Annotated in this window: 17 protein-coding genes and 1 riboswitch; of the genes, 8 read left to right on the top strand and 9 right to left on the bottom strand. The window is 43.7% G+C overall.

The genetic code is table 11. The features are described from left to right. Nucleotides 1–6: 6 nt before the first annotated feature. A complete protein-coding gene (locus RXV91_RS08715) occupies nucleotides 7–312 on the top strand; it encodes a hypothetical protein (protein WP_316439547.1) in 306 nt (101 codons plus the stop codon). A gap of 60 nt (nucleotides 313–372) precedes the next feature. Here the strand turns inward: RXV91_RS08715 and RXV91_RS08710 are convergent, their stop codons facing one another. Continuing rightward, a complete protein-coding gene (locus RXV91_RS08710) occupies nucleotides 373–1,473 on the bottom strand; it encodes an SIS domain-containing protein (protein WP_316439546.1) in 1,101 nt (366 codons plus the stop codon). A gap of 450 nt (nucleotides 1,474–1,923) precedes the next feature. Beyond that, a riboswitch (purine riboswitch) is annotated at nucleotides 1,924–2,022 on the top strand. Nucleotides 2,023–2,099: 77 nt separating this feature from the next. Here RXV91_RS08710 and ade point away from each other — a divergent pair. Beyond that, entirely contained in the window at nucleotides 2,100–3,791 is a 1,692-nt protein-coding gene (gene ade, locus RXV91_RS08705) for an adenine deaminase (protein ID WP_316439545.1), read from the top strand. Between the two features lie 119 nt (nucleotides 3,792–3,910). Continuing rightward, nucleotides 3,911–4,579: an MmcQ/YjbR family DNA-binding protein gene (locus tag RXV91_RS08700; RefSeq protein ID WP_316439544.1), complete on the top strand. Its 669-nt coding sequence runs from the start codon at nucleotides 3,911–3,913 to the stop codon at nucleotides 4,577–4,579. 397 nt (nucleotides 4,580–4,976) lie between these two features. On the opposite strand, the gene RXV91_RS08695 is transcribed toward RXV91_RS08700, so the two are convergent. Then, nucleotides 4,977–5,156, bottom strand: a complete 180-nt coding sequence (locus RXV91_RS08695; protein WP_316439543.1) for a hypothetical protein — start codon at nucleotides 5,154–5,156, stop codon at nucleotides 4,977–4,979. Nucleotides 5,157–5,158: 2 nt separating this feature from the next. Then, entirely contained in the window at nucleotides 5,159–7,003 is a 1,845-nt protein-coding gene (locus tag RXV91_RS08690) for a heavy metal translocating P-type ATPase (protein WP_316439542.1), read from the bottom strand. A 769-nt stretch (nucleotides 7,004–7,772) separates the two neighbouring features. Here RXV91_RS08690 and RXV91_RS08685 point away from each other — a divergent pair. Together RXV91_RS08685 and RXV91_RS08680 are read left to right on the top strand one after the other, a co-directional pair. After that, nucleotides 7,773–9,440: a BCCT family transporter gene (locus RXV91_RS08685; RefSeq protein ID WP_003642847.1), complete on the top strand. Its 1,668-nt coding sequence runs from the start codon at nucleotides 7,773–7,775 to the stop codon at nucleotides 9,438–9,440. Between the two features lie 757 nt (nucleotides 9,441–10,197). Next, entirely contained in the window at nucleotides 10,198–10,839 is a 642-nt protein-coding gene (locus RXV91_RS08680) for an SGNH/GDSL hydrolase family protein (protein WP_316439541.1), read from the top strand. Between the two features lie 98 nt (nucleotides 10,840–10,937). Here the strand turns inward: RXV91_RS08680 and RXV91_RS08675 are convergent, their stop codons facing one another. After that, on the bottom strand, nucleotides 10,938–11,366 hold the full coding sequence (locus tag RXV91_RS08675) for a hypothetical protein (protein WP_021731074.1): 429 nt from the start codon (nucleotides 11,364–11,366) through the stop codon (nucleotides 10,938–10,940). Nucleotides 11,367–11,583: 217 nt separating this feature from the next. Between RXV91_RS08675 and RXV91_RS08670 the strand changes: the two genes are divergently transcribed. Then, nucleotides 11,584–11,793, top strand: coding sequence for a YdeI/OmpD-associated family protein (locus tag RXV91_RS08670; protein ID WP_316439733.1), 210 nt, complete (start codon nucleotides 11,584–11,586; stop codon nucleotides 11,791–11,793). Nucleotides 11,794–11,910: 117 nt separating this feature from the next. On the opposite strand, the gene RXV91_RS08665 is transcribed toward RXV91_RS08670, so the two are convergent. Together RXV91_RS08665 and RXV91_RS08660 are read right to left on the bottom strand one after the other, a co-directional pair. Then, nucleotides 11,911–12,426, bottom strand: coding sequence for an HIT family protein (locus RXV91_RS08665; RefSeq protein WP_316439540.1), 516 nt, complete (start codon nucleotides 12,424–12,426; stop codon nucleotides 11,911–11,913). Between the two features lie 181 nt (nucleotides 12,427–12,607). Continuing rightward, the gene (locus RXV91_RS08660; RefSeq protein ID WP_316439539.1) at nucleotides 12,608–13,528 is read right to left on the bottom strand and encodes an aldo/keto reductase; all 921 of its coding nucleotides are present in this window, start codon (nucleotides 13,526–13,528) and stop codon (nucleotides 12,608–12,610) included. Between the two features lie 1,287 nt (nucleotides 13,529–14,815). On the opposite strand from RXV91_RS08660, the gene RXV91_RS08655 reads away from it, so the two are divergent. Further along, complete coding sequence (locus tag RXV91_RS08655; RefSeq protein WP_316439538.1) at nucleotides 14,816–15,127, top strand: metal-sulfur cluster assembly factor; 312 nt, start codon at nucleotides 14,816–14,818, stop codon at nucleotides 15,125–15,127. Between the two features lie 1,091 nt (nucleotides 15,128–16,218). Here RXV91_RS08655 and pflA read toward each other — a convergent pair. Continuing rightward, a complete protein-coding gene (gene pflA, locus RXV91_RS08650) occupies nucleotides 16,219–17,040 on the bottom strand; it encodes a pyruvate formate-lyase-activating protein (protein WP_316439537.1) in 822 nt (273 codons plus the stop codon). Nucleotides 17,041–17,076: 36 nt separating this feature from the next. Further along, nucleotides 17,077–19,335, bottom strand: coding sequence for a formate C-acetyltransferase (gene pflB, locus RXV91_RS08645; RefSeq protein WP_316439536.1), 2,259 nt, complete (start codon nucleotides 19,333–19,335; stop codon nucleotides 17,077–17,079). Nucleotides 19,336–19,756: 421 nt separating this feature from the next. On the opposite strand from pflB, the gene RXV91_RS08640 reads away from it, so the two are divergent. Further along, on the top strand, nucleotides 19,757–20,746 hold the full coding sequence (locus RXV91_RS08640; protein ID WP_316439535.1) for a serine hydrolase domain-containing protein: 990 nt from the start codon (nucleotides 19,757–19,759) through the stop codon (nucleotides 20,744–20,746). A 182-nt stretch (nucleotides 20,747–20,928) separates the two neighbouring features. Here RXV91_RS08640 and RXV91_RS08635 read toward each other — a convergent pair whose 3' ends face one another. Continuing rightward, on the bottom strand, nucleotides 20,929–21,444 hold the full coding sequence (locus tag RXV91_RS08635) for a VanZ family protein (protein ID WP_316439534.1): 516 nt from the start codon (nucleotides 21,442–21,444) through the stop codon (nucleotides 20,929–20,931). Between the last annotated feature and the right edge of the window lie 204 nt (nucleotides 21,445–21,648).

Here is a 21,648-nt window from a genome sequence, read left to right as displayed (position 1 = left end):
TGACGAATGGCTGTTAAAATAGTTACTTTATGTGGGTCTAGAAAATATGCGGCAGTATTTGAAACGGTTGAACTGGCTCTGAGTAAACAAGGTGTTATTGTTTTAAAGCCAGTTTTCAGTGATGAAGTATTAACACCGATTGAACTTCAGAATTTACGCCAGACACATTTGAAAACAATCGACTTGGCAGATGAAGTAGTGGTCATTAATGTCGCTGGCTGCATTGGTGAACGGACTAGGCAAGAAATTGGCTATGCGCAGCGTCATCTTAAAAGAATTCGGTATTACGCAGTTACGGAAAACAAGCATTAATTAAAATGACCAGTATCGAAGATTATCGATACTGGTCATTTTGCGTTGATTTAGTAATCTTTACTTGAGTTTAGTAGCCGCCTGAAAATCTGCGTACATGGGATGGTTCAAATTGATCCCGCGTGATTTGGCAATGAACCAAGCTAGGACTTGGAACGGGATAATAGCAAGTAGTGGGGCTTTATACGGATCAGCAACGGCTTCGAGCTGGAGGGTTTGATCATCATTGACGGTCGGTTGGTCACCAGTGAGACTGATGGTATAAATGTGGGGCGTTAATCGCGATTCGTACGTCTTGACGGCCTGCAATTGGGTCATGACAGCCGGGTCTGTATTAATTTCAAGATAGAACTGACAGTGATCTTCATGCGTCCCCATAAAGCCACCGTGGGTAAATGAGGCTAATGAGTAACCATGCGTTGGTACCCGGAGGATTTCGGTGAATTTAGCTTGCATTTCAGTTAGTGTTCCAGCTAGGACGTTAGCACCGATAGCTGTAAATTGAGGGGCGTTAGTGAAATCGATAGTGAACTTACGGTAGAAGTCGTTCGCCCGTTGAACAGTTGGATTCATGTTTTCAATCAGAAAACTGAACTCGTCTAATTCTTGATTGACTGCTAATTCGGTTAGCCGTGCTTGAAGGGCACCACTGCGGACGGCAAGCAACATTAAAGTTAGCACAATGGCTTGAAAGCTTAGTGTAATATAGGGCACTGATTCTTTGCCAGTTAGTAAGTCACAAGTTGCATCGGCCATTGCGGTCAGGGCAGTCGATTTTTGATTAGTCACGATAATGACATGAGCTTGACTGGCCGTGTGGGCTTTTTCGATTGCCGCTTGCATGGTTGGATCATCATCTTTTAGAGAAATCCCGATAACAACATCGACACTGGGATCAGCTTCCTCATAAGTGACGTAGAGGTCGGCCGCGGCAATGGTCACTTGGAGGGCGGCCGTCTTTTGCATGTATAAGCGGGCGGTGTTGGCGGCGTTGAGTCCTGAACCAGTTGCGAGGATCAACCAGTGTTGTGGATGATCAGGGGTGGCAGTCAAGGCCGCCGTAATCTGTTTGGGATAATTGGTTAACAACCGCTCTAGTACTGGCTGTTCCCGACGAATGTATGAGAGCATGGTCGGATTATTCATCATCATCAAAATCATCAGCTCCTAAAAAATAGTTATGTAGATTAATATTAATTTAGCTTTATTGTAAACGTAAATGAACTTATAGTCAGCAAAAGAATGTTTAAAAATATGACTGTTGATTAATCGTAGCGGTCTGCTTTAAATCAAAGGCGATTGCTCGCAAATCATTATAAAATGCGACTTAACGGCCGACTGTTTTATTCACGGGCTTGCCATTATCGGAACATGTTGCGTTTAAATGTACGCAGAGCAACGTCCTAATCAGCATTCTGGTTAGATGGCGTCACCAGTAAGGAACCTTGTCGCAAATAGTATGCCGTTCATTTAAAACGCCAGCGCTGTTTGTGGCAGACCCGACATTGATTTAGGTGAATATTCATGTCTAGTTCTAAGTTCATTGTACCAATTATTTATGATAATTAGGACTTGCATGTAACTGAAAAGGCTGGTAAAGTAAGGAACAATTTATCAATACAACTAATTGCCTATATAATGCCATGATATGGATGGCGAGTTTCTACCCAGTGCCGTAAACACTGGACTATAAGCGAATTGAGTCGACGGGTCTACACTGCTTAATTTGCCGTGTGGACCCGTTTGCTTTCTCCGTAGGCAGACTGACTAGTGAGGAGAAAATAACGATGACGAAGACAGTTGAAATGGTGATTACTGGTGCACAAGTGTTAAACGTTTATACCCGTGAATTTGAAGCTACCAGTTTGTGGATCGACCACGGCCGGATTATTAGTAATTTGCGTGACGAGCCGTACATAGCGGCTCAGCATGTCGATGCGACCGGTCAGTGGATCGTTCCCGGCATGATCGATGCACATGTGCATATGGAGAGTTCAATGGTGGCACCTAGCGAGTTGGGAAAAGTCTTACTACAGCACGGTGTCACGACGATTGCGACTGATCCACATGAACTTGCCAATGTTGCGGGTATTGCTGGCATTCAGTACCTAATTGATGATGCTCGCCAAACACCACTAGATGTCTGCTTTATGCTACCGTCATCGGTACCGTGTGTCCCCTTTGATGACAATGGGGCAACCTTGACTGCTACTGATTTACACACCCTGTATCAACAGCCAGAAGTGCACGGCTTAGCAGAAGTGATGGATTATGGGGCCGTTGCACGTGGAGATGCTGATACCTTGGCCAAAATTAGCGATGCGTATGCTCATGGTTATCATGCAGATGGCCACGCCGCTGGTTTAGATGCGCACCAGCTCAATGTGATGCGCAATGCGGGTTTGGATACTGATCACGAATGTATGACAGAGGCGGAAGCACTGGATCGCGTTAAGGCTGGGATGTACGTCTTTTTACGCGAGGGGACGGTTGAACGCGACGTCTTGCCGACGATTGGGGCGGTGACGGAAGCCAATGCGAGCCGGTTTGCCTTTTGTACGGATGATAAGACAATCAGTGACCTGATTACGGAAGGATCGATTGACGATAACGTGCGTCTAGCGATTCAAAGTGGCATGCGCCCTGAACTAGCTTATACCCTGGCTAGCTTGAATGGTGCGACTGCTCACCGGTTAAGCGATCGCGGCAGTTTAGCGGCCGGACAATTGGCTGACCTGGTAGTCTTAGATGATATTGAACAAGTCAGAATCGCGCGGACAATGAAACGTGGTCAGTGGGTATTACCAAATGACACGAAGCCATTGCCGTTTACGGCGACGCGCGTACAGCAACATGCAAGTGCGACTGACCTTCAATTACCACTACCGATGGGAGCTGCTAATGTGATTGGGCTCCAACCGAATCACATTGAAACGGATCATCTAACGTTCCCAGTTATTGCTACTCAGAATTTTGAAACAGATTGTCAACGCGACGTCTTAAAAATGGTTGTTATCGAGCGTCATCATAATACGGGCAAGGTGGGTGTCGGTCTGGTTCACGGTTTTGGCCTGAAGCACGGTGCAATTGCTGGTACGGTGGCTCATGATGCTCACAATATTGTTGCAGTTGGAACATCAGATAAGGCAATTTTACGGGCTGTTGAGCAGCTTACACGAGATAACGGTGGGATTGCGGTCGTTGATGATCAGCAAGTGTTAGCGACCATGCCACTTGCTATTGGTGGCTTATTATCGACGGCAACTTATCAGATGGCTGCTAAACAGTTGGCAGGGCTTAAGCAGGCTTATGAGGTCATCAGTGAACAACCGCTCAGTTTCGATCCGTTCATTACACTTTCGTTTCTGACGTTACCGGTGATTCCAACGTTAAAGTTGACGGCACGAGGCTTATTCGATTACGCAACCTTTGATTTTATTGCGGTTGCTCAATCAGTGGCAACGGCCGCACATAAATAGTGAGTGGTCGGACTCTTGGTGCAGTATCGTTAAAACAAGTTTAAGTTACGAACGCAGACAACGATTTTTTTGGTGAAATTGAGTTAATATCAAGGAAAGATGAAGTTGGAGGCACAGTGATGGCAACGGTTAAGTTTGAAAATAAACGTGTCAATATGAGTAAACTAAGTCAGTTTGGCTTTGAACCCAATCAGGGCGGGCGTTATCAGTTGAGGACACTAATCATGCAAGGTCAGTTTGAGTTAACACTAACGTTGAACGTCGATGATAGTCTCGATACGGAATTAACTGATACTTCGACAGGTGAAGCGTACGTTTTACATCTAGCACCCCGCGCTCAAGGCCAGTTTGTTGGTCAAGTCGTACAAGCTTATCAGAATGTCTTGCACAAGGTCGAACAGAACTGTTACGAAAACGATGTTTTTAAGGCGCCTCAAGCGCGCAACTTAATTACTCAGATTAGGAATTTATATGGTGATGAGCTTGAATTCTTGTGGTCTAAATTCCCACAAAATGCAGTTTGGCGGCGCTCCGATACGCATAAATGGTATGGTGCGTTATTGACGGTGACTACCGATAAGTTGGCATTGCCAGGGGCAACACATACTGTGACGGTATTAGATTTACGGGCACGACCAGATGACTTGGCAATGCTGATTGATGGCCAACATTATTTACCAGGCTATCATATGAATAAAAAACATTGGTATTCAATGGTGCTTGATGATACTGTGCCACTTACCACGATTATGGAACGAGTCCGGGATAGTTATGCGCTGGCCAAATAGAGATTGTGGGAAAATCTGTATGAGAATGGACGTCCTATACTTAAATTACAGTATTAGCAATTTGAGCGTGGGAAAATTGACCAACTTTTGGTGCACGTTTTGGCACCATTAACAGGAAAAATAAAACGCGTAAATTACTCAGTTTATTTTGAGTGATTTACGCGTTTTGAAGTTGTGTTCCAGTCTTGAAGATAGGTGAAATAAGTTATCGTAATTTTGAGGTCGGACGGAAAATTAAAGTGACACTTTAATTTTAAAAAGTCAGCTTAGTCTCACTGAAAGAGTTACTTAGTGTCAATCTTTTTTCTGCATCAATTTCCAGTTGGAAAAGTCACCGCGAGCTAGCCGTGGGTGCTTAAGTATTGACTGGATCAGCTGCTGCTGATTGGTAACTAGTCTATTGTGATGTGTTGTGACGACTGCGGTACCAATCAATGGTCAGTGTTAATAGCATGTAAGCAAAATCAACGAGAATTGCTTCTTTTAGTGGTACGTTGAGTAAAACGACCGAAACGAACGTTAAAACAACGACAAAAGTCAGTGCCGATTGTGCCCATCGTAAGAGCCATTCTGGCATGGTTAGCTCACATCCTTTGTTATGGGAGTTGTGGTTGTTGATGAGACTGATGATTGTGGCCGATCCCGTAATGCACGTAGCGCCCAAAGAATTGAGACCGTATCAACAACTTCTTGAAGCATAGCGCCAAAGAGTGCCGGAATGATACCAGTGCTGGCAATCAACATCAAGATTGTACAGATAGCAATCCCAATCCAAACGGCTTGTTTAGCCACTTGCATGGTATCTTTAGCAATGCGCACCGCCGTGACCACGCGACTGAGATCGTCTTTTAAGATGACGACGTCGGCCGATTCACTAGCGGCAGTTGAGCCATGGGCGCCCATGGCAATACCGACGTCAGCAACAGCCAAGGAAGGCGCGTCATTAACACCATCACCAACCATGATAACGGGGCGTTCGGCCGCGGGTACAGCCTTTAAGTGGGCAATCTTATCTGCGGGTAGGAGGTCGGCAGCAACAGTATCGATACCGACATCGGCGGCAATATGATCAGCAATTGCCTGTTGGTCACCAGTAAGCATCATGACGTTTTGAACGCCCTCAGCGTGGAGTGCTTGAAGCGTGGCGGCTGCTTCGGGGCGGACATTGTCGATAAACGTGATGTAACCCGCGTACTGGTCATCGATGCCGACGTAGATAGCAGTGGTAGCAAGTGGCTTGGCGGTTGTAGTCGGTGCGACGAATTTAAGTTTGCCCACTTTGACCTGTTGCTGCTCAATCGTGGCCGTGACCCCATTACCCGTTACTTCTGCTAATTGTGTTGCCGGGCTGAGGCTAGTGGCACTCGCATACTTGACGAGTGAGCGGGCCAGGATATGACTTGAGTTTTGTTCAGCGCTCGCTGCGAGGTGCAAGATTTGTTCGGCAGTAAAACCAGACTGAGGAACAATTTGGTTGACTGTTAATTGACCACTGGTAATGGTCCCCGTCTTATCAAACGCGGCGGACTTAGCCGTAGATAACTTCTCCAACATGTCCCCAGTCTTGACCACGATTCCGTTCCGACTAGTTCGGCTCATCCCTGAGACGAGTGCAACGGGTGCGGCGAGAATCAGCGGGCAAGGGGAAGCCACTACGAGGACTTCTGCAAATCGATGAGGATCACCGCTGAATGCCCAAGCTATTCCGGCAATGACGTATGCTACCAAGGTGAATGGGACTGCATAGCGATCGGCCAGCCGTACGAATTTGGCTGGTCGTGATTCGGATTCTTTAACCAATTTGACTAACTGTTGGTATTGACTATCAATGGCTAATTTATCAACAACCATTGTAACGGCACTATCGCCGTTGACCGCACCAGACATAATGTCATCGCCAACGTGCTTGTCGACTGGTTTAGATTCACCCGTCAATGAAGATTCATCAAAGAGTGCCGTTCCTTGAATAAGGTGACCGTCTACTGGAACTAGCTCACCAGGCTTGACGACTAGCTGATCACCAATTTGGACATCTTCAACGGCAATATCTGTTAATTGGCCGGCGACTGAGCGGTGTGCAATCCGTGGTGAATTATCGAGCAAGGCTTTCAATTCGGTATTCGCTCGTTTGGCCGCATAATCTTCTAACGAGTCACCCCCAGTGAGCATAATTAGAACGACAAGGCTAGCCCAATATTCGCCGACAGCTAGTGTTGCCACAATCGCCGTAATTGCTAATAAATCAACTCCGTACTTACCTGAACGTAAGGTTTTGATCATCTCAACTAACATTGATAAGGCCATAAGTGACCCCATTAATGTAATGATGATTTGTGCTGCCAATTGGTAGTGCAAACCAAACTGTAAAATAACCGCAATGATACCGACGCTGACCGTTAAAGTTAATTTATAGTAGTGCCGCATGCAGTTCCCCTCCTTTTAGATGATAACGTTTTTTTACTTGTTACAAGAATAACATGAAATCGGTTTAATTGAAATAGATAAGAATGATTCTAAATTAAAAACTAATTATTACGAAAACTTTTAAAAAATTTCAGAAAAAATATGGGTGCAAAACTCGTCTAATCCTTGACGGGTTAGGCCTCGGCGGCTCAAAATGGTTGATTTTACTTCTGATTTAATACTAGTATACTTATAAACGAACATCAGATATCAGAAAATACTGAAATCAGCATTTGTATAAGCCAACGTGCGCTGTGCAGGTGGTAACTTGTTACCCGGTACTAAGCGCTTTTTTGGTGCACCAAGCAATTAATCTAACAGTTGTGCGGTGGGCTTATCTGGTGATTCAAGGGGGTTATCTATTAGCAAGAGCAGTGTAACCATTAATCGTTACGTGGTGTGACGACGGTCGTGTGCTAAAGGCACGATGGTAATAGAAACACTAGCTAAACAAGATGAACACCAACGTCGATTAAGCAATTAAAAATCATTTGTCAGTATGGCGTTGTCCGGATTCAACCAACGGAAAGAAGGAAATTCTGCTACTGATTTTGAGTTAGCACAAACAGAATGCGGATGACAATGCCGGTCAAACCTGATACAGTCAGGGTGCTGAGTGCTCCGAGGATTAACTCGGAGGGGTGTACCGATTGCTAGTCGGAAATTTACGCGTGGGGACTACCATTGCTGGTAGGAAGAACCACGAATTTGATCTAAATATAGAGAGTATATGCTCAGTAGCAGGTTTATTATTTTAAAAAGTAAGAATATTGATTGGTGGGTCTATTTACCAACAATTGGGCTCTTTGCGGCGGCTTCCGTTGTTTTATTAATGGGGGGACATTCGCTGGAGACGAGTTTAAGTGGCATCTTGAACTGGCTCACAAATAACATGAGCTGGCTTTATATGTCGGTATATGTGATCACTTTTATCTTTTTCATTTACTTAGGGTTTAGTAAGTTAGGGAAAACCAAACTTGGTGATCCTGATGACAAACCAGAATTTTCAACGTATCACTGGGGCAGTATGGTTTACGCGACCGGGATCGATGCCAGCATCTTAATGTTGAGCATGGTTGACCCGTTACGGTACCTCCAAAGCCCTTCATTCGGCGTCAAGCCGTTTTCAACTTCTGCATATAATTATGCGCACATGCTGGGACAATTTAATTGGGGACCAATGGCGTGGATGATGTTTGCGCCAGCCACGATTGCAATTGCCTATGCAATGTATGTTAAACACATCAAGGTTCAGCGACTCAGTGCCGCGATTTCAGTACTACAAGGTCCTGGTAAGGGTAAGCAAATTGCCCGGAACACGATTGATTTTCTCGTTATTATTGGGATTATGGGTGGTGTTGGTACTTCAGTCGGAATGGAAATCCCCGTCATTTCAAAAGTTTTGAGTGCCGTTACCGGGATCGCCGATACGATGACTTTAAAGTTAGGGTTATTTGCCTTATTATTCGTAATTTTCGCCATGGCTGTTTTCAATGGCTTGAAGAAGGGGATCGGTCGGCTAAGTGCTGCCCATGTTTGGTTAGCGATTGGCTTCTTAATCGTTGTTTTAATCGTTGGCCCAACTTTATATATTTTAAACTCAGAAACTAATAGTATTGGCTTGTTTGTCAATAAGTTTATTACGTTGAGTACGAATACCGCACCAAATGGTCACGCAACGGCCATGCAACGGCAGACGATCTTCTACTGGGGCTGGTGGTTATCCTTTATGCCAGTCATGGGCTTATTCATTGCCCGGATTTCTCGGGGCCGGACGATTCGTCAGGTGCTCGGTGGTATGTTGCTATGGGGCTCATTAGGTTGTGTCAGTTTCTACGCCATCTTGGGTGGTTATGCCTTATACTTGCAACGGATGGGCATCGTTAACTTAGTTCACATCTTAAATACGCAAGGACAAGCCGCTGTGATTGCAGCAGTATTGTCGACCTTGCCATTGAAGATGATTATGCTGGCTTTGTACTGCTTATCTTGCTTTATTTTCTTAGCAACGACGGTATCTTCATTTGCCTTCATTACCTCGTCATTTACTAGTAAAAAGTTGGCCGCGGGGGAACAACCAAGCCGTTTCAATCGGATGAGCTGGGTCGTTATCTTCCTAGTCTTCTCATTGGGGCTTGTCACGGTCGGTGGCTTTGAATCGATTCAGTCCATCTGTGCGATGTCTGGCTTCCCATTAACGATTGTCGCGCTCGTCTTACTGTACTCGATCCATCACGACTTAACGACTGATCCAGTCAAGGAAGCTGCGAAAGCCAATGCCAAAGCAGCTGAATTAGCACGCCGGAAACGGTTAGCTCGTGACGTTGAAATCACAACTAAAACTGACTACGCACGCGAACGGCGTACCGCACGGAAACGTGAGACGGAAGCTGACTAGCGCTACTCAGTTGAACTAAATATATCAATTAAACTAGGCTCGTATTATGGATTTCCATAATACGAGCCTTTTAGGGCTGGCCCACTTGTTTGAAATAATGGTAGAAAGATGCCTTTTAGGGTTGGTTTTCTGTTCGTCAGCGATGATCGTCCTATTCCGACCTCCGGGGCTGGGTGACAATTGCTGGAACGTAAGCCGACGTCGATTTGAGCTAACGCACAACCCGCGTCATCTCAAATACGAGTCTTATTCTAAGCCGGAAGCAACCCACTTCCGACTAAGAATAATTTGGCTACTGAGCATTGTCACCCAGCCCCTCCGATCGGAAACCCGCTCGAATGGCAGATAAACGGCCACCTAACTTGGTACAATTGGTCGCTGACTATTTTGATACTGGGACTTTAAACGAAACGTTAAGGTTGCATTAACTACTTTGTCGAGACCGTCAATTATTACTACGGTAATTCAGAAATAGCAAGTTATCACAATATCCCTTTCGACCTGACAGTTGATTGACAAATTTACCGTTTATGAAAAGCAACGAAAAATATGCCAAAAGTTGAGTACATCCCTGTCCGCCATTCGAATGCCTAGAGGTCAGCATAGGACGAACCAGCTAAGCATGTTTACGCAAAATCGAATCTTTTTCAGCGGTCTTAAGCTGGTGGCTGTTGACTTTTAATAAAGGCATCTTTCTACCATAATTCAGGTAGGATGGATTAGAATAATAGCGATGACAGCAAAAGGAGGAGTGGCTATGGAACTTAGTAATGGGCATGTTAGTTTTCAGCGGCCGGCGTGGTTGGGAGATTCGATTACGGCGAATAATGGGTTGGCGACGGTGCATTATCATGACATTTTGGCGGCTGATTGGGACGTCGAGCGGAGCGATAATTTGGGAATCTCGGGTTCAACGATTGGGAGTCGCTACGATGCGATGGCGGCGCGCTATCAAGCTATTCCTGAAGATGCTGATTTTATTGCTGTCTTTGGGGGTGTCAATGACTATGGTCGGGATCAGCCGTTAGGGCAATACGGTGATTGCGATATGAAGACATTTTATGGCGCGTTAGCGGTGTTACTGACGGGATTACAGACGAATTGGCCAACCGTGCCTAAGTTATTTATTTCGGCGATTCATATTGGTTCCGATTTTGGCGGTAGCTTTAGTGCGGTGACTAATGGTCTTGGGTATCGCCAAGCAGATTATGAAGCAGCGATTGCTCAGATGACTGCGGACTACGGTGTCTCACATTTGAGTTTGTATCATGATGCAGGGATAACGTTTGCCATTCCTGCCCAATCGGACATTTATTCGGTGGATACTTTGCATCCGAACAATGCTGGTCATCGCGTGATTGCACGCAAGCTGCAGTCGTTTTTGGATAGTCACTTTTAAGTTGGCAGTTAGCAATGCGTATTTGATTGTAAATAAAAGCAGCAGCGCGCTCTAATGGGCGTGCTACTGCTTATCTGAGTCTGAGTGTCAAACCGGGGTTACTTAGCTTTTTTCTTAGCCTTGGCCCCCTGCTTGTGTTTCTGTTCGCGAAGCAAGTCTTTAAATGTTTCAATCTCATCGGTGTGTTTAACCATCCATTCCTTGTAATTGGAATGGGAGTCCGTATCACTAATTTTAAGACCAGTCTCTAACCAGAATAGTGCTTCGGTTAGTGAGCCAAAATTATGAAACCAGAGGGTGTGGCCATTGTCAGAGTCCATGGCAACGTAAGACTTGTAATGAGGTGTTAAAAAGGTATGTTTAACAATTTTGAATGCGGCCCGGCGACGAGTTAATTTGTAATCTGGTAAGATGTAGCGGCCAGGATGGGCCAGATGTGGCACGGAGTTTTTCCGTTGTTCTTTATATTCAGTCAGCATCGCTTTAGCACGTTCGGCGCTGATGAGGGTAATATCAAATTTTGGCATAGCAGGACTCCCCTTGGTGAATAGCAGTATGGTTGATTGCATTTGATTTTATTAGTCAAATAATAATACTTATACCATAATGATAGCGCAATTTCATGAAAATTCGAAATATAAAAACTTGAAAAATTAGAGATTTTCCCTTTCTTACAGTAAACTTAATTAAAATCAATCGGAGATTCAGTGATGAGTACAGCCCCTCAGTTCATTTGAAAAAGATATTCAAGCAGTAGCCGCGTTGTTAGCGACGGATGCCGATCTAAGTGCATTTTTTACTGACTTAACACCGGGTTATCAGCGTGAATGGGCTCGTTTTATTTTTGGAGCTAAGGCACCCGCAACTAAGCAGCGGCATATTGAAGTCATGAAAACAGTCTTTCAGGCGGGGTATAAATCCAAACGGGCTTATGATAGTCGGCCCAATAAATAAACGAACTTTATTCATTCGAGTCGCTTGATTAGTATGAAAAAAACAATTTTCAGACACAATCAGGGCGTAAGCACAATTATCAATATGTGTTTACGCCCTGATTTGATCTAGTCAATGTCAATTTTCGTGATTAACTGGCCCTGTTAGCGCCTGTAAGGCTTGTAATTCAGCTTGCCGAGTATTAAGCGAGACATCAATTGCTGTGTTGAGCGCGTGCTTTAGACGGCTTAGGCGAGGAGCGTCATGACTAACATCATCACCATACATCGTTTCTAATGGAGTCCACCAGACTGGTCCAGGTTTTGGTGTATCACCGTTATGACGGGGGAACAAGTGCCAGTGAACGTGAGCGTCCCCATTGCCGAGTAATTCAATGTTCATTTTATCAGCATGAAAGGCCTGTGCGCAGGCTTCTTGGACAATACTCATCTCTTCAAGGTAAAGTAATTCTTCACGCCGCGGTAAATAATGCAATTCGGTGACGTGATGTTTGGCTAAAAATAGTGTGTAGCCCTCAAAATACTGGCTATCAGCAAGTACGACGTAGCCGGTCGTGAGCTCGCGAACGAAATAGGGATTCTGATGCGCTTGGATCAGCTTAATGCGGTCACAAATAGTACACGCGGATGTCAATTGATCGCCTCCTGAGTCTTAATAGGTTTAGTATAACGCTACCGGTAGCTAGCACACATGGGTTTTAACGGTAATCCTGAAATTCATAAGATTAAAAGCGACTGCCTGAGAATCGAATGGATTCTCAGGCAGTCGCTTGAGCTAGTGGAACTAGTATTTAAGGCTGATAGGTCGATTGTGATTAAGGTAAATCGTTCCCTGCTGCAAAGTAAATATCATACCATTCTTGCCGAGTAAGCGTGATGTCTGCGCCAGCGGCATTTTGAGCCAAGTGATCTGGATTCATGGTACCGAGAATAACTTGGAAGTTGGCTGGGTGGCGGAGAATCCAGGCAGTGGCGATAGCTGATTTGGTAACTTGTTTTTCGTCAGCGAGTTCCTGCATGGCGGCATTAAGTTCTGGGAACTTTGGATTGTCTAAGAAAATACCCGCAAAGTTGCCGTATTGATAAGGTGACCAAGCTTGAATCGTCATCTTATGAAGCCGCGAGTATTCAATCATTTCGCCGTCATGGTTAATACTACGTTCATCGTGCATGTTGGTATGTAGGCCAAAGTCAATTGCGCCAGTATGCATGACACCGAACTGTAGTTGATTAATAATGAGTCGTTGGTTTAAGGCTGCTTGGAGCATTTCTACTTGCATAGGGTTAAAGTTAGATACCCCAAAGTGACGAACCTTGCCACTAGTTTGTAATTCATCAAAGGCAGTGGCGATTTCTTCGGGTTCCATCAAGGCGTCTGGGCGATGGAGTAGGAAAGTATCGAGATAATCGACACCTAAACGTTGAAGCTCGCCATCCACGGCTTCTAGCAAGTGTTGCTTAGAAAAGTCGTAACGTTTGCCAGGGACGATGCCCCCCTTAGACTGTATATAAAGTTGATCTCGGGTCACATGAGCTTGTTTGAGTGCTTGACCGAAGATGGTTGATGATTGACCACCGCCATAAATATCAGCTGAATCGATGTAGTTAATACCTAAATTAGCCGCGGCATCAATAATCTTAGTAGCCTGAGCAACATCAAGAGCATCCATACGCATGATACCTAGTGCGACGGAAGATGCCTGAATGTTACTGTGACCTAAATTAATGGTTTTCAAAATTAGAATCCTCCTCAATAATTAAATCTGATTTAAATTCAGTATACGGTTTTTGCTAGTTCGTGTAAACGGTTACGAATATTAAGACATAGAATCTGGACCGAAACTAATTTTTTCTCAATAAACTGGTCGCAATTGTTGAAACGGGCGCCAAAAGGTTGCTTGTGCCGCTCTCGTGAGCAGTCCAGTATTAGTTGTTAGATTTAGAAAAAATGGTGAAGTATGTGTAGTGTGTCGCAATTGTCAGCGTGTATACGTCTCAGTCCAGTTTTGTCGGTATCGAATAACAACCAGGCATTTAAGTATGATGGCAGGGTAGGGTGACTATTAATTTTGAAAACAAAAAAATAGAACTCAAGGCTTCTCTACTTGAGTTCTACTTATGAGGAATAATCCTGATTGGCAATGAAAAATTGTTCAGTGTTAATACGATACACCTTCATGCTATTCAATTTTACGCGTGTCCAACTTCTAACGGACTAACCCGTATTTATTGTAACTATCTGCTATAGTCGATCTAAAGTAAGGTTGTTACTTGATTGCGACTCGTTAGACGGGTTTTAACGAAAGTCAAACTCGCGTTTAAAACTTGGGAATGTCTTCGTAACAGACATGCACCTCCGTTTAAACTTTGTAATACCTGAGTCTACAAATAAAACTGGTAATTTGGAACTAACAACTGGTCATCGGAGACACCTGTTTCCAACTAAAATTTAGTTAAAATCTGTACATCATTCTAATGCCAATTAATTCATGATAGTTATCGTTTATCTAAGGGCCAACGTTCAGTCATCCAACGTAATCTCACGACACTCGTTAGACCGATAACGCTTTACGGCGCTTAAAACGGTTTCGATAACGACCCAAACTGTAGGACTAGCTGTCTAACATTACAGCGACAGCCAAACTCATTTGAGAAGCTTTGCTAATCGAGGATTAATTCCTTTCCTCACTTAGTATAATAGCACAGATGGTAAGCGGTTACAACAAAAATAACTGCTAGTTTTGATAAATCTTTTAATGGCACTGAAATGCTGAATTAGCGGGCTTTTAAGTGGATGGATTTTAAAATAGCGCGCGCTATGATGACTGTTGCCAACTATTTGGAGAGTCGGCTGATTAGGCTAATAATTGATTGAATATGCGTGCTGATATCGGTACAATAGAAATAGACAAGAAAGCGCTTTATGAACCGCATAGTTACCTTTAAAGTGTCAGTTATAGTGACACTTTAAAGGTGATGTAATTGATTAATGCGTTCGAACTGAGATGAAGGGACGAGATACAATGACAACAACGTTTAAAGACCGGGCCTTCGATGCGCTGGGACGTGTGATTGACCCCGAATTAGGAATTGATCTAGTTAATTTAGGATTGATTTATGATGCACAACTTACGGCGGAGGGGACCGCTGAGATTACGATGACCTTGACTATCGCTGGGTGTCCATTGACGGAATGGTTAGCTAAAGATATTCATGATGAACTTATAAAGTTACCGGAAGTCAAAAATATCGAAATTGAAATCGTGTGGGAACCAGCTTGGAATGAAAGTATGATGTCGCGTGAAGCCCGGATGGAGCTTGGTATTCACAGTTAAGCAAGCAGTCACTTTTAGCGGGGAGTTTGAGCAACAGCAATCAAGCTGATTGGCATGATCTAATCGGTATGATTTTTGATGATTAATGAAGATAGTCGCTGCCAGCAGTTGTTAATGCTGACAGCGGCTATTTTATTACTTATACCTACGCGTTGTGCTGTTGTTTTAGTTAGCCTCAATCATGGTTAAAACGTGCCAAAACGTTAAATTCAAAAGCAGCCAGCTGAGGCCCGCTGGAAATAGGTGCGAGTTGGTGTAAACCTTCCTGGTTAAATGCGTCCTACACCGACTTTCAGGCATTTCTGCCAATTGCCGGAACGTGGTGGGCACAGATTTGAGCCGAAAAATCACGTCTCAAATGCTGGCCTTTCACTAACCAAGCTAAAAACGCTTGCTAAGTGAAATTTCGCCACTGGGCATTGTCAGAAACACCTTCCAGTCGGGAGAGTATTCGAATGGCGGACATGGGTGTACTAATCTTTAATGGACTTGTCATTGTTTTTCATAAACGGTAATTTTGCTAATCAACTGTCAGACTGAAAATGATATTGTGATAGTTCACTATTCCCGAATCATCGTAGTAATAATTGAATGTTTCGGCAAAGTGGTTAACGCAACCCTAACATTTCGTTTAAAGTTCCAGTATAAAACAGTCAGCGACTAGTTGTGCCAAGTTAGGTAGCTGTTCATCCGCTATTCGAGCGGTTCCCGAACACTCTTTTAGGCTGGAGGGGCTGGGTGACAATGCTCAGTAGCCAAATTATTCTTAGCTGGAAGTGACCTTCTTCCGGCTTAGAATAAGACTCGTATTTGAGACCGGGCGGGTTGTGCACGGGCTCAAATCGATGTCGGCTACGTTCCAGCAATTGGCACCCAGCCCCGGAGGTCGGACTAGGACGCGCAGGTGCGAACGAACAGTAATATAGAACCGGCATGTTTTAACCATGATTGAGACTGGATATAAACCTAATTTGAAGAACAGTCGGCAAGTAGAAAAAATAGTAAGGCTGATTGAAAAAAAAGCACCAGTACACCAACCATCCGTTAGATGATTGATGCACTGGTGCTTTAGTTAACCTAGAAATGTTGAGTTAAAGTTTTGGTAGCGGCATCCATGTCTTATAACCATTGTAATCCGCCGTGTGTAACAACTTTTCAGCGTTAGCGACGCGATCTTGGGTAGGAGACTCGATACCTTCAAGACGATATTTGATCTTCATTTCATGATACTTTTTGACGCCCAGTGTGTGGTAGGGAAGCACTTCAACTTTTTGAACGACGTCGTTTGGAATCTTGGCAATATAGTCACCGAGTTTCTTCAAATCTTCATCGTAATCCGTTCGTTGGGGAACCAGTACGTGGCGAATCCACATATCATCGTGATGTTGGGCCATATACTGAATCATATCCAAAATGTTTTCGTTGCCGTACTGGGTCAATTGCTTGTGTTTGGCAGAATCGATATGTTTAATGTCGACCAATGAAATATCAGTGACCTTCATTAAACGCTCAAATTTGTCAAAGAAAGGTTGTTCTCGGGTAAAAGGCTGTCCAGAAGTATCCAGACAAGTACTGATATTCATCGCCTTGGCTTTTTCAAATAAGTCTAAGATGAAGTCGATTTGTACCAGTGATTCACCACCACTGACTGTGATGCCACCCGTCTTGCCCCAGAAAGCCCGGTATTTAGACGCGTCTTCGAGAATCTCGTCGGCCGTCATTTGATCGCCAACGTTGAGTTTCCAAGTATCAGGGTTGTGACAGTATTGGCAACGCATGTGGCATCCTTGAAGGAACGCCACGTAACGGATACCTGGTCCGTCAACGGAGCCAAACGTTTCGATGGAGTGAACGTAGCCTATCAAAGGCTCCTTTGCCGCCGCTTGCGTTGTTGAAACTTGTTTGTTTTCCATGAGCCTTTCGCCTTCTTAACTATTAAAGATTAAATGTTACATTGATTCGAAGAATGTCCGTGAAATAACGTCATCTTGTTGTTCCTTAGTTAAATCTGCGAAGTAGACACAGTAGCCAGAAACCCGAACCGTTAATGTTGGGTATTCTTCTGGGTGCTTTTGGGCATCAATTAAGGTGTCTTTATTGAAGACGTTGATGTTCAGATGCATCCCATCGTTCTTCATGTAGCCGTCTAACATATTTACTAACGTATCTTTCCGTGATTCGAGGTCATGGCCTAACGTGTTAGGTGTAACGCCGAACGTATTGGAAATCCCGTCAGTTGCATAACGGTAAGGTAATTTGGCAGTTGAAAGAAGTGAAGCTAACGCACCGCTCTTTTCAGCACCGTATGCTGGGTTAGCACCTGGTGAGAATGGTTCGCCTTTTTGACGGCCATTTGGTGTGGTACCCGTATTCTTACCATAAACAACGTTTGAGGTAATCGTCAAGACAGAAGTTGAAAGTTTGGCATTCCGATAGAGGTGATGCGTATTCATCTTACTGTATAGTTCCTTGACTAACCATTTAGCAATGTCATCAGCACGGTCATCATTATTCCCGTAGCGAGGGAAGTCGTTGTCAGCCTTGAAGTCAACGGCGATTCCATCTTCATTACGAATAACTTTAACGTGACCATACTTGATTGCTGAAATCGAATCAGCAGCATGTGATAAACCAGAAATCCCAGTTGCGAAGGTCCGGTCAAGGTCAGTATTCTTCAAAGCTAATTGGGCAGCTTCGTAGTAATACTTGTCATGCATGTAGTGAATGGCATTGAGGGAGTTAACGTAAGTGTCAGCTAACCAATCCATTTGTTTGTCTAATTTCTTCATGAATTCGTCGTAATCGATGTATTCTGAAGTGATTGGTTCGTAAGCAGGTCCAACTTGGTCACCGGCAATTTCATCACGACCACCATTGATGGCGTAAAGAATAGCTTTGGCTAAGTTTGCCCGAGCACCGAAGTATTGGATGCCGTCAGCAATTGGTTGTGCTGAAACACAGCAAGCAATCCCATAGTAGTCGGTACCCCATTGTACCCGCATCAAATCATCGTTTTCGTATTGAATGGTTGAACTGTCAATGGAGACTTGTGTTGCATAACGCTTGAAGTCTTCTGGTAAGCGGTCTGACCATAGAATTGTGATGTTTGGTTCTGGTGCGGCGCCCATGTTATCCAAGGTCTTTAAGATCCGGAAGGCTGTCTTAGTAACGTGATGTTGCCCATCAATGCCTAAGCCACACATTGATAAGGTTGCCCAGATTGGGTCACCGGAGAAGAGTGAATTGTATTCTTCAGTACGGATGAAGCGAACCATCCGTAATTTCATAACGAATTGGTCAATTAATTCTTGGGCTTGGTCTTCATCGATAACGCCATTTTCTAGGTCGCGTTGAATGAAGATATCCATTGTTGTATCAATCCGACCAACGGACATTGCGGCCCCGTTTTGAGTCTTGATGGCAGCTAAGTAAGCGAAGTAAATCCATTGAATGGCTTCTTGTGCGTTAGTTGCAGGCTTGCTAATATCGTAACCATAACTAGCGGCCATTTTCTTCATGTCGGCTAAAGCCCGGTATTGATCTTGAACTTCTTCACGGAGACGGATAACATCATCGGTTAATTCACCATCACCAATGTGAGCAAAGTCATTAGCCTTGTCTTCCATCAAACGATCGATCCCATAAACAGCAACCCGTGGTAAGTCTGGAACAAGGCGGCCACGAGCATAAGCGTCTGGTAGACCAGTGATGATCTTGTAGTGACGTGCTTTCCGCATGTCGGGGGTGTAAACATCGAAGACACCTTGGTTGTGAGTCTTGCGATATTCTGTGAAGATTTTATCGTTTTCTTTATCAGGAGTGTAGCCGTAAGATTCTAAGGCGTCATCAGCCATCCGGATACCACCATATGGCATAAAGGCTCGCTTCAAAGGCTTGTCGGTTTGGAGACCAACAATCTTTTCGAGATCTTTTTGAATATAGCCAGGGCCATGAGAAGTAATCGTTGCAACAACTTTAGTATCAGCGTCCAACACACCGCCAGCTTCACGTTCTTGCTTCTTTAACGCTAAGACCTTATCATTTAAAGTTTTAGTAGCAGCGGTTGGGCCAGCTAAGAAGCTTTCGTCGCCATTGTATTGGGTGTAGTTATTTTGAATGAAATCACGAATGTTGATTTCTTCCTGCCAGTGCCCTCCCTTGAAGCCTTTCCAAGCTGCGGGTTTTGTTGTCTTTTCTGATGTAATCATTTTCTCGCCTCCATAATTTGAATCCAATCAAATGATTGATAAAATTCTATATTTGAATCATAACATTTTTTTACGGATTTGTAACCGCTTCCAGATGATTTATTTCACATTTAGGTCAATTTTATATAATCTATGAAAGTATTTTGAAATCTAAAGGTTGATATAACAGTGTTTATTGCGATAGTTAGGCATTGACAATTCACTTAATTATATTTAAAAAATAGCCCAAACTCATGCTTGCTTTGATATATAAGTGGAATATTGTCCATAATATAACAAGTGTTCAACTAGTTAGTTAATAAAAAGTAAAATAGTGTGCAGTGGATTTACAAAACGTTTGCCGTTGATTTTATGAGGAAGTTCGTTATCATAAAGAAAGCAACTAGATGAAAAGTAATGTATGTCACGAAAGGTGGGCGTAATGCAGATGCTCGAAAAAATTGAACAATATATTGACAGTTGTATTGAAGCTGGTGATATTTACGGGGCGTCGTTTAGCTTGATCACCCCTAAAGGTATTAGTCAATATTATCATGGCAAACAGGGCCGTGATGAATTTGCTATCGGTTTGGATCCAGCCATGATCTATGATTTGGCATCGGTAACTAAGGTTGTAGGAACAACGACAAGGATCTTCCAGTTACTATCGGATCACACGGTTCATTTAACAGACTCGGTGGCTCGATTTTTACCCGGGTTTACGCATCCTGAAATAACGATTAAGAACTTGTTACTTCATAATAGTGGCTTACCGGCAGATATTGATAATCTGGATAAGATGCAGCGCGAGGATTTAATTACAGCAGTCTATGATGCACCACTAGTTAATGTTCCAGGCACAACGTACGTCTATTCAGATTTAGGTTTCATTTTGCTGGGCTGGATTATTAGAGCAGTTGACGGGTCATTAGCACGAAGTATTCAGGATCATGTCTGCTATCCATTGGCTATGACCAATACGGGTTATAATTTAAATCGGCCTAAGGTTCGTTTTGTGCCAACGGAGTTTGATCCGCTAAGAGGACAAATTCAAGGACAGGTTCATGATTATAAAGCGTTCTTGCTAAATGGTGAGAGTGGCCATGCGGGCTTGTTTTCGACATTGACAGATTTATCGGTGTTTGTTGAAATGATGTTGAATTTTGGCGAGTATCAAGGAAAACGGGTACTTGATGAAAACGTCTTTGACTGGTTAGGGGAATATGACGAAAACGGTCGAACACTAGGTTGGGAACGACGTGCAGGACGTCATCAGTATTTTCACACCGGTTTTACAGGACCAGCCATCGCTTTCGATTTGGATCGACAGGTGGGACTAGTTGTTTTAACAAACCGAGTCTACCCAACGAGTGATAATCAAGTTTGGAATCGGGATCGTAAACAAGTTTTTGATTTGTTTTTTGAATCTTAAAGATGATCAAGCTAGTAGATGTTGATCTTGAAATTAAATAAAGCGTCGCAACCGTCATTCACGGTTGCGACGCTTTATTTAATTGCGAGGTAATAATAGACAGTTTGCCAGGTTACCTGCAAGGCGTAATCGATGGGAAAACGTGGAAGGGTGGCACCATATTTTTTACTTCCATATATAGGCTACTTTTGTAACCACCGTAGTCCGGGAACGTGACGCATAATTTTATAACTGGCTGCGCCAAGAAGGACGCCAGCCCAGTTAGTAATAACATCGTCGATATCGACCCAACGCTTGATATTAACCAACCAGTCCAGAATGAATTGACCTAGTTCGAGTGTCAGGCCGGTGAGTAAACCTAACCAAATAAATCGACGCCAAGGTAAGTCGGGAAAGTTCCACGCCAACAAGCCGCCTAACGGAACGGTAAGAAGGACGTTGAGCCAAAATTCAATGTCTAATTGTTGGAAGGGAATCACATTCAATTTGACAGGGCCCCATTGAATATATTGAATCACAAGTTGAGTACCGAAGTTGTAACTCGTAGGTGTGTAGCAAAAAGCAGTTAATATCCAGAGAAAAGCAATCAAGCTGAGCTGCTTAAACCGTTGGATATTGGTGCTTGCTGAACGCGCGCAGGCATATAATAGAACAATGAACAGTACTGAGATAAGTAAGAATGGTAGCCAAGCTAGCATATTTAGTCGCTCCTTTTATTTAAATAGTATAGAGAAGAAAAGGACATTTGACCATTTATAAAAATAAATTCAGGAAAAGTGTTGACACTTTTTGTTTCAATTGGTATATTAGTAAACGTTGCTGCTGCGGCAGATGCTTCTCACCACCAAATAATTATTGAAATTAGTTGTTGACAACATTTTCAGTAATTGGTAAGATAGTTT

The sequence above is a fragment of the Lactiplantibacillus sp. DA1 genome (assembly GCF_032681335.1).
GTDB lineage: Bacteria > Bacillota > Bacilli > Lactobacillales > Lactobacillaceae > Lactiplantibacillus.
Note: the sequence above shows the minus strand (reverse complement) of the source record. Positions and strands in the feature narration are given on the sequence as shown.